Raw genomic sequence first — 9,408 nt, forward strand, 5'->3', positions numbered from 1 at the left:
CTGCGCGGCGAGATCGCCTTCGAGGACGTGTCGTTCGCGTACGGGACCGAGGACGAGGCCCTGACCGGCGTCGACCTGCGGATACCCGCCGGGCAGACCGTGGCCTTCGTCGGTGAGACCGGCGCCGGCAAGTCGACGCTGGTCAAGCTCGTCGCCCGGTTCTACGACCCGACCGGCGGCCGGGTCACCGCCGACGGCACCGACCTGCGGGACCTCGACCTCACCCAGTACCGGCACCGCCTCGGCGTCGTGCCCCAGGAGGCGTACCTGTTCCCCGGGACGGTCCGCGACGCCATCGCGTACGGCCGGCCGGACGCCAGCGACGCCGAGGTGGAGGCCGCGGCCCGCGCGGTCGGCGCCCACGACATGATCGCCACGCTCGACGGCGGCTACCTCCACGAGGTCGCCGAGCGCGGCCGGAACCTCTCGGCGGGCCAGCGCCAGCTGATCGCCCTGGCCCGCGCCGAGCTGGTCGACCCCGACGTGCTGCTCCTCGACGAGGCGACGGCCGCGCTCGACCTGGCCACCGAGGCGCAGGTCAACGCGGCCACGGACCGCCTCGCCGGGCGCCGCACGACCCTGGTCGTCGCCCACCGGCTCACCACGGCGGCCCGCGCCGACCGGGTCATCGTGATGGACCACGGCCGGGTCGCCGAGGACGGCACCCACGACGAGCTGCTCGCCCAGGGCGGCCGGTACGCCACCCTGTGGCGCACCTTCATCGGCGAGGACGAGACCCCGGTGCCCGTGGCCGAACTGAGCTGACCGGCAGCTGCCCGACAGCCGACCGGCAGCCGACCCGAAGCCCGTGGAAAGCCATCGGCAACCGATGGGCAACCGATCGGCCACCGATCGGCAACCGAACGCGCGCCCACTGCGTCGTATGCCTGTACGGCCATGACAGGAGGAGGGGCGCGTGTTCGGTGGGGTAGTGACGAGAGACGTCCGGCGGCTCTCCCTGTATGTGCTCGCCCTGGTCCTCGCCGTCGGCGCCCTCGTCCTCGCCGGGCCCGGCGCCGGCTCCGCCGACGCCGCCTCGGCCTGTGTCGGCCGGCCCACCCGCACCATCGCCTTCGCCACCGGCGAGCTGCGGCTCTACCGCACCCGGAGTTACGTCTGCGCGCTCGCCGTGGCCAAGCGGTCCGGCCCGCCGCGCCCGATGTCGGTGTCCCTCCAGCCGCGCGGCGGCCGGGCGGCGGTCAACGCGGGCAGGTTCCGCCGGCAGGCCGGGCCCGTGACCGTATACGCCCTCAACCGCTGCGTCCGCGTCGCCGCGACCATCGACGGCCGCACCACCGCCACCGGCTGGATCCTGTGCTGATGCACAGGTAAGGGCCAACCAGGTCTGGCGGGCCGTGCGTTGACCCCGCTAGGTTCACGTGACCGTTGTGAACCAAGGGGAGGGTGAATGCGCAAGTCGCTGAGATGGGTGCTGTCGCTTTCGGTGCTCATAGGCACCGTCGGGTCGACCGGTGTGGCTACCGCCGCGGACACGGAGACCACGAGCAGCACGACCGCGGCCGAGTCGCAGAGCACGGACATCAAGGACCGCATCCTGGCGATCCCGGGGATGACCCTGATCGAGGAGAAGCCGTACGCGGGCTACCGCTACTTCGTCCTCAACTACGAGCAGCCGATCGACCACCACCGCCCGTGGGCGGGCACGTTCCAGCAGCGGATCTCGATCCTCCACAAGGACACGGACCGCCCCACCGTCTTCCGCACCAGCGGCTACGGGCTGAACACCACGCCGAGCCGCACCGAGCCGACCCGGATCATCGACGGCAACCAGGTCTCCATGGAGTACCGCTTCTTCACGCCGTCCCGCCCGGCGCCGGCCGACTGGTCGAAGCTGGACATCTGGCAGGCCGCCAGCGACCAGCACCGCATCTACACCGCGCTGAAGTCGATCTACGGCAAGAAGTGGCTGTCCACCGGCGCCTCCAAGGGCGGCATGACGGCCACCTACTACGAGCGCTTCTACCCGCGCGACATGGACGGCGTCGTCGCGTACGTGGCGCCGAACGACGTGGTGAACAACGAGGACTCGGCCTACGACCGCTTCTTCGAGACGGTCGGCACCAAGGAGTGCCGCGACCGCCTGGACAACATGCAGCGCGAGGCTCTGGTCCGGCGCGAGCCGCTGGAGAAGAAGTACGAGGCGTGGGCCAAGGAGAACGGCGCCACCTTCAACACGGTCGGCTCGCTCGACAAGGCCTACGAGGCCGTCGTCCTCGACTTCGTGTGGGGCTTCTGGCAGTACTACGGCCAGGACGTCTGCGACCAGATCCCGGACGCCGCCACCGCGAGCGACGACGCCGTCTACGAGACGATCGACGCCTACTCCGGCTGGTCCGCGTACACCGACCAGGGCCTGGAGTACTACACGCCGTACTACTACCAGGCGGCCACCGAGCTGGGTTCGCCCACCATCAAGCAGCCGCACCTGGACGGACTGACCCGCTACGGCTACCAGCCCGCCCGCAGCTTCGTGCCCAGCGAGATCCCCATGAAGTTCAAGCCGTGGGTCATGAAGGACGTCGACAACTGGGTCCGCCACAACGCGAACCACATGCTCTTCGTCTACGGCGGCAACGACCCGTGGGGCTCGGAGAAGTTCCGCCTCGGCAAGGGCGCGCGGGACAGCTTCGTGTACGTGGCGCCCGGCGCCAACCACGGTGCCAACGTGGCCGGTCTCGTCGACGCCGAGAAGGCCAACGCGACCGCCCGCATCCTCGCCTGGGCCGGGGTCGACGCCCCCGCCGTCCAGGCCGCGCAGCCGCTGGCCCGCTTCGACGCCCGGATCGACAAGCCGGTCGACGAGGACGCGACCCGCGAGTACGGCTTGCGCCCGTAGCGGTCCGGCGACCGCCCGTCCGCTCGAACCGGCCCCCGTCCCGCGCGGACGGGGGCCGGTTCCGCGTCACGCGGCTCCGTGTCACGCGTACGACAGGCCGTACCCCACCGGGTAGAGCACCCGCGTCGGGTCGTCCGCGCTCTGCACGGGCACGGGCAGCCGCCCGCGCGGCCTGTCCTGGCCGGCCAGCACCCGTACGGCCGCGCGCAGTTCGACGTCCGTCCAGGAGTAGCTGGCGAGCGCGGCGCGCTGGCCGGTCGTCCTGGCCACGTCGTACGGGTTGCGGATGGCGATCGTCACCACGGGCACCCCGGTCTCGACGAGCCGGGCCACGAGGGTGCGCTGGGTGCTGGTCGCGGAGACGTTGTACGTGCCGACGACGACCAGGTCCTGCCCGGCGGCGGCCGTCACCGCCTCCTCGATCCTCGCGGCTGTCGGGGCGCTTCCGGTGGACAACGCGGTGGCCGTGAAGCCGAGTTCGGTGAGCGCGCCGGCGATCGTGGTCGTCGGCGGGCCTGTGGTGCCCGACGGCGAGGCCGGGTCGGCGCCGACGACCAGCACCTTCGGGTGGCTGAGCCGGCTGACCGGCAGGAAGCCGCCCTCGTTGACGAGCAGGGTGGTGGTGGCCCCGGCGATCCGGTCGGCGTGCGCGAGGTGGGCGGCGGTGCCGACCACGCGGTCGACCTCGGCGTCGGTGACGAACGGTTCCCGGAACAGGCCCAGCCTCGCCTTGAGCCGCAGGATCCGCAGGATCGATTCGTCGAGCCGGGCCTCGGTCAGCTCGCCGTTCTTCACCGCGGCGAGCACCGCGTTCCAGGCCACGGCCAGGTCCGGCGGGTTGAGCAGCTGGTCCACGCCCGCCTTGAGCGCGAGGACGGGCACCCGGTCGTCGCCGTACTTCGTCCGCACGCCCTCCATGCTCAGCGAGTCGGTGACCACGACCCCGTCGTAGCCGAGCTCCTCGCGCAGGATGCCGGTGAGGATCGGCCGGGAGAGCGTCGCCGGATCGCCGCTCGGGTCGAGCGCGGGCACCAGGATGTGCGCCGTCATGATCGCGTCGATGCCGGCGGCGATCGCCGCGCGGAACGGCGGCGCGTCGAGCTCGGACCACTGCTCGCGGGTGTGGTTGATGACCGGCAGGCCGGTGTGGCTGTCGACGGCCGTGTCGCCGTGCCCGGGGAAGTGCTTGGCGGTCGCCGCGATCCTCGCCTGCTGGTAGCCCTTGACCTGGGCGGACACCAGGGCGGCCACCGCCGTCGGGTCGGCGCCGAAGGAGCGGACGCCGATGACCGGGTTGGCCGGGTTGATGTTGACGTCGGCGACCGGGGCGTAGTCCTGCCGGATGCCGATGGCGCCGAGCTCCGCGCCCGCGATCTGCCCCGCCTTGCGGGCGTCGGACAGCGAGCCGCCGGCGCCGAGCGCCATCGCGCCCGGCATCAGCGTGGCGGGTTTGCCGATCCGGGCGACGGCGCCGTGCTCCTGGTCGACGGAGATCAGCAGCGGAACCGGGGTGGGCTGGGCGAGACCGGCCTGCTGGATGCCGTTGGAGAGCGCGGCGATCTGGTGCGGGTCGCGGGTGTTGTGCGTCCAGGCGAAGTAGATGATGCCGCCGACGTGGTACCGCTCGATCAGCTCGGCGGCGGTGCGGACGCCGATGTCCTTGAGGTTGGCGTCGATGTCGGCCTGGTCGGGGGCGGTCGCGGAGTGGCCGTGGACGCGCATGACGAAGAGCTGGCCGACCTTCTCCTCCAGCGACATGCGGGAGAGGACGTCGGCGGCTTTGGCCTCGTCGGCGTGGGCGACCGGGACGGTCACACCGGTGACGGCGGCGGCAGCTGCCGCCGCCGTCACCGTGAGGACGGTGCGTCTGGAGGGGGACGGTGTGCGGTGGTGCACTGGTGCTCCTTCCTTGAAGGAAACTTCCAAGGTGCCACCGATAGCCGGAAAGTAACTGCCAGGTCAAGGATCGGCGCAAGAATCGCGGCCCTCGGGTCCGCCGTCACCCGGTCGACGCGACCTCGGTCCACGGCTCGGGTCCGCCGTCACCCGGTCGACGCGACCTCGGGCCACAGCTCCTGGAGCGTGCGCACCGTCTCCGTGATCGCCGGCCGGCGCGCCGCGCCCGTCCGCCACAGCGCCCGCAGCCGCCGCGTCGGGATCGGTTCGAGCCGCAGCGTTACCACCTCGGACGGCAGCGTCCCGCGCCCGAGCCGCGGCACGAGCGCGATGCCGAGGCCCGCCGCGACCAGCGCGACCTGGGTGTGGTTCTCCTCGGCCTGATGGGCGATCAGCGGCTCGTACCCCGTCGCCCGCAGCGTGCGCATCAGCCAGTCGTGGCACACCGTCCCCGGCGGCTGCGTGATCCACCGCTCCCGCGTCAGGTCCTCCCGGCGCACCGTGGCCCGCTCCGCCAGCGGATGCCCGAGCGGTACGAGGATGTCGCACCGGTCGTCGCCGATCACCGCCTGCTCCACGCCCGGCGGTACGGGCAGCGGCGCGATGTCCCAGTCGTGCGCCACGGCCAGGTCGAGCACGCCCCGCGCGACCAGGTCCACCGACAGGTGCGGGTCGACCTCCGTCAGCCGCGCGTCGAGCGACGGATGACGGCGGGCCAGGTCCGCGAGCACCCGGGGCATCAGACCGCGCGCCCCGCTCGCGAAACAGCCGATCCGCAGCCGCCCGGTCGGCCGCCCGCGCCGCTCCTCCAGGCGCACCTCCGCCTCCTCGACGAGCGACATCAACCGCTCGGCCGTATCGGCGAGTTGGCGTGCCTCGTCGGTGAGCCGGACACCCCGGCCCTCGCGTTCGAGCAGGGTCGTGCGGGTCTCCCGCTCCAGCTTGGCGATCTGCTGCGAGACGGCGGACGGGGTGTAGCCGAGGGCGGTGGCGGCGGCGCCGACCGTGCCGTGCACGGCGACGGCGTGCAGCGCCCGCAGACGTCCAAGATCGAGCACGTTCCCAGCCCCTTTCTGTAGCGGTGCTACATCCAACCATGAAGGAATCCGTGCTGGTGCTACACGGTCCCGGCGGGTGATCCTCGTGCACATGCGCCCCGCCCACATCGCTCTCGCCGCCCTGGTCGCCGCCGTCTGGGGAGTCAACTTCGTCGTCATCTCCATCGGCCTCGACCACTTCCCGCCGCTGCTCTTCTCCGCCCTCCGTTTCCTCGTCGCCGCCCTGCCCGCCGTCTTCTTCGTCGGCCGCCCGAAGGTGGCGTGGAAGTGGATCGCGGGGGTGGGCCTGGCGCTCGGCGTCGCCAAGTTCGGGCTGCTCTTCACCGGCATGAGCCTGGGCGCCCCGGCCGGCCTCTCCTCCCTGGTCCTCCAGGTCCAGGCGGTCTTCACGGCCCTCTTCGCCTTCCTCGCCCTCGGCGAGCGCCCCGGCCGGACCAAGCTGCTCGGCATGGGCGTCGCCCTCGCGGGCATCGCCGTCGCCGCCGTCGACGAGACCTCCGCCCACGGCGGCGCCTCCGGCGCCCTCACCGGCTTCGCGCTCGTCATCGCCGCCGCCGTCTGCTGGGGCGTCTCCAACGTCCTCACCCGCAAGGCCGCCCCGCCGGACCCGCTCAACTTCATGGTCTGGGTCAGCACCGTCCCCGTACTGCCGCTGCTCGGCCTGTCCCTGCTTCTCGAAGGCCCGCAGCGGGACCTCGACGCCCTGCGCGGTCTCGACTGGACCGGCGCCGGCGTCATCGTCTACGTCGCCTGGATCACCACCGTCTTCGGCTTCGGCGCCTGGGGCTGGCTGCTGCGCCGCCACCCGGCCTCGTCCGTCGCCCCGTTCTCCCTCCTGGTCCCCGTCTTCGGCATGTCCTCGGCGGCCCTCTTCCTCGGCGAGTCGGTGAGCCCGCTGCGGTGGTGCGCGGCGGCGCTGCTCGTCGGAGGAGTGGCGCTGACGTCCCTGCAGCGCAAGGCCGCCGCGAATGCCGCGGGCGCGGCGCGCACCGCGGACGCCGCGGGCCGAACGGACGCCTCCCCGGCCTCCTCCGGGGGACAGCCGGAGCCCGCCGCCCCGGGTACGCTGCCCGCCGCCCGTTGACCGGCGCCCATGAACCTCGGCGGTGACCCGGGCGAGCAGTCGCCGGCGACCGTGCCGCCGCAGCCCGGGACGGGCGACGCGGAGGCGCGGGAGGCGCGGGAGCGGGGGAGTGCCGGAGTGCTGGTCCGCCGATCTGCCGATCCGTCAACGTGCTGACCTGATGCTCTGTTGATCCACGGACCTGTTGATCCGTCGACCTGTTGATCAGTCGACCTGTTGATCTACGGTACGGGGATGGATCTCGTCCCCGTCGACCTCACGCCCGCCCCCGGCGCCGTCCTCCTCGCCGGCATCCCCGGCAGCGGCAAGTCCACCGTCGCCGCGGCCCTCGCGGCCCGGTTCGGGCGCTCCGCGCACATCGAGGTCGACCGGCTCCAGGAGCTGATCGTCCGGGGCGGCCACTGGCCGACCCCGGACGGCGACCCGGAGGCGGACCGCCAGATCTTCCTGCGGGCCCGCAACGCCTGCCTCCTGGCGGGCAGTTTCGTCGCGGCCGGCTTCGTGCCGGTGGTGGACGACGTCGTGGTCCGCCGCTCCCATCTCGACTGGTACCGGGGGCAGATGGCGGCCCGCCCGTTCCACGTGGTGTTCCTCGCGCCCGGCCCGGACAAGGCGTGGGAGCGCAACAACGCCCGCCACAAGCGCCTCACGACCAACTGGGCCTTCCTCGACGAGGCGATGCGCGACGAGCTGTCCGGGGAAGGCGTCTGGATCGACAACGCGGAGCAGACGGTCGAGGAGACGGTGGACGCGGTCCTGGCCGCGACCGGTCTGTCCTGAACCGGGAAGCCCGGACCGACGAGAGGGAGCACATGCAGGAGCAGCGGAACACCGGGATCGTGTCGCAGCCGGTCGGTCGCGTCGTCGGCGGCCGCGCCGAGGTGCGCGACGACGAGTGGGGCGAGGTCACCGCCGTCATCCGGCTCGACGCCGAGAGCTTCGGCCCGGAGGCCCTCGCGGGGCTCGACGCCTTCTCGCACCTGGAGGTCGTCTACCACTTCGACCGGGTGCCGGAGGAGAAGATCGAGACCGGCGCACGCCACCCGCGCGGCAACACCGACTGGCCGCTCGTCGGCATCTTCGCCCAGCGCGGCAAGAACCGGCCCAACCGCCTCGGCGTCTCCCGCTGCCGCCTCCTGCGCGTCGACGGCCTCGACGTCCACGTCCAGGGCCTCGACGCGGTCGACGGCACCCCGGTGCTCGACCTCAAGCCGTACCTCGCCGAGTTCGGCCCCCAGGGCCCGACCGGACAGCCGGCCTGGGCCACGGAGATCATGCGCGACTACTACTGATCTCCGTGGCCGCGGGTGCCGGGTGCCGGATCAGCCCACGCGCGTGCGCACGGTCACGGAGTTGTTCACCGGGTTCGGGTCGGCCGTGGTGCTGGTGACCTTCGCCCTGTCGGTGACCGTGGTGCCCGCGTCGGCGCGGACGGTGACGACGATCGTGGTGGCCCGGCTGGTGTTCGCGGCGAGGACACCGAGCTTGCAGGTCACCGTGTCCGTCGAACCGACCGGCGGGACGACGCAGCTGCCCTGGCTGGGGCTCGCGCTGACGAACTCGCCCTCGGCGGGCAGCGTGTCGTCGAAGACGACGTTCTCGGCGGCCGAGGGGCCGTTGTTCTTGACCGTGACGGTGTAGGTGAGCTTGCCGTTCGGGACGACCGGGTTGGGGGTGGCCCTGAGGGAGACGGCGACGTCGGCCGTGGGGCTGGTGGTGGCGACGGTGTGGAAGTCACCCGCGTCGAGGGCGAGGACCCCGTCGAGGAGGCGGGTGCAGGGCGCGGTCTCGCCGGCGGCGCAGACCCGGACCGGTACCGTGCTGGAGGTCGTGGTTCCGTCGCCGAGCTGGCCGAGGGTGTTGGCTCCCCAGCTGCGGACGGTGCCGTCGGCGCGCAGCGCCACGCTGTGGCCGAAACCACCCGAGACGGTCGCGATTCCGGTCAGGAAGGACGTGCAAGGGGCGGTCTTGGCGGGCGCGCAGACCTGTACGGGGGCGTTCCTGTCGACCGTGGTGCCGTCCCCGAGCTGGCCGGTGGCGTTGAAGCCCCAGCTGCGGACGGTGCCGTCGCTCTTCGCCGCCAGGCTGTGCGCGTAGCCGGCGCCGATGGAGGTCACCCCGCTGACTCCGGCGACCTGGACCGGTGTGCTGCTGTCGGTGTTGCTGCCGTCGCCCAGTTGGCCGTAGCTGTTCGCGCCCCAGGCGACGACGGTGCCGTCGGTGCGCCGCGCCAGACTGTGGTCGCCGCCCCCGGAGAGGGCGGTCACGCCGCTCAGGACGTCACCGCAGGGATAGGTGGCGCCGGGGGCGCAGACGTACACGGGGGTGTTCCTGTTGACGTGGGTGCCGTCGCCGAGCTGACCATGGCCGTTGGCTCCCCAGCCGCGGACGGTGCCGTCGGTGGTCGCCGCCAGGCCGCTGCTGTCGCCGGCGGCGATCGACGCCACGTCGATGATGTCGTTGACGACGACGGGCACGCTGCTGTCGGTGTTCGATCCGTTGCCGAGCTGGCC

The 9,408-nt window shown here is 72.6% G+C and carries 9 protein-coding genes; 6 read left to right on the forward strand and 3 right to left on the reverse strand.

Annotated features, from left to right (window positions below):
• The 3 genes from ACWEJX_RS36415 to ACWEJX_RS36425 all read left to right on the forward strand — a co-directional run.
• The coding region (locus tag ACWEJX_RS36415; RefSeq protein WP_451611695.1) for an ABC transporter ATP-binding protein at positions 1-765 on the forward strand (765 nt) is incomplete at its 5' end.
• 166 nt (positions 766-931) lie between these two features.
• On the forward strand, positions 932-1,321 hold the full coding sequence (locus tag ACWEJX_RS36420) for a hypothetical protein (protein ID WP_451611696.1): 390 nt from the start codon (positions 932-934) through the stop codon (positions 1,319-1,321).
• A gap of 87 nt (positions 1,322-1,408) precedes the next feature.
• On the forward strand, positions 1,409-2,857 hold the full coding sequence (locus ACWEJX_RS36425) for an aminopeptidase (RefSeq protein WP_451611697.1): 1,449 nt from the start codon (positions 1,409-1,411) through the stop codon (positions 2,855-2,857).
• 81 nt (positions 2,858-2,938) lie between these two features.
• Here ACWEJX_RS36425 and ACWEJX_RS36430 read toward each other — a convergent pair whose 3' ends face one another.
• A complete protein-coding gene (locus tag ACWEJX_RS36430; RefSeq protein WP_451611698.1) occupies positions 2,939-4,753 on the reverse strand; it encodes a glycoside hydrolase family 3 protein in 1,815 nt (604 codons plus the stop codon).
• Between the two features lie 146 nt (positions 4,754-4,899).
• Positions 4,900-5,811, reverse strand: a complete 912-nt coding sequence (locus ACWEJX_RS36435) for a LysR family transcriptional regulator (RefSeq protein WP_451611699.1) — start codon at positions 5,809-5,811, stop codon at positions 4,900-4,902.
• Positions 5,812-5,902: 91 nt separating this feature from the next.
• On the opposite strand from ACWEJX_RS36435, the gene ACWEJX_RS36440 reads away from it, so the two are divergent.
• From ACWEJX_RS36440 to ACWEJX_RS36450, 3 genes are all read left to right on the forward strand, one after another.
• Complete coding sequence (locus ACWEJX_RS36440; RefSeq protein WP_451611700.1) at positions 5,903-6,895, forward strand: EamA family transporter; 993 nt, start codon at positions 5,903-5,905, stop codon at positions 6,893-6,895.
• 234 nt (positions 6,896-7,129) lie between these two features.
• Positions 7,130-7,675: an AAA family ATPase gene (locus ACWEJX_RS36445; protein ID WP_451611701.1), complete on the forward strand. Its 546-nt coding sequence runs from the start codon at positions 7,130-7,132 to the stop codon at positions 7,673-7,675.
• A 32-nt stretch (positions 7,676-7,707) separates the two neighbouring features.
• Entirely contained in the window at positions 7,708-8,187 is a 480-nt protein-coding gene (locus ACWEJX_RS36450; protein WP_451611702.1) for an SAM-dependent methyltransferase, read from the forward strand.
• Between the two features lie 30 nt (positions 8,188-8,217).
• Here the strand turns inward: ACWEJX_RS36450 and ACWEJX_RS36455 are convergent.
• On the reverse strand, positions 8,218-9,408 hold a 1,191-nt coding region (locus ACWEJX_RS36455; RefSeq protein WP_451611703.1), incomplete at its 5' end, for a hypothetical protein.

Source organism: Streptomyces sp. NPDC004788 (assembly GCF_053601115.1).

Coding starts and splice junctions, on each gene's coding strand:
- ACWEJX_RS36450 (WP_451611702.1), top strand. CDS start 7,708: ATGCAGGAGCAGCGGAACACCGGGATCGTGTCGCAGCCGGTCGGTCGC.
- ACWEJX_RS36440 (WP_451611700.1), top strand. CDS start 5,903: ATGCGCCCCGCCCACATCGCTCTCGCCGCCCTGGTCGCCGCCGTCTGG.
- ACWEJX_RS36425 (WP_451611697.1), top strand. CDS start 1,409: ATGCGCAAGTCGCTGAGATGGGTGCTGTCGCTTTCGGTGCTCATAGGC.
- ACWEJX_RS36445 (WP_451611701.1), top strand. CDS start 7,130: ATGGATCTCGTCCCCGTCGACCTCACGCCCGCCCCCGGCGCCGTCCTC.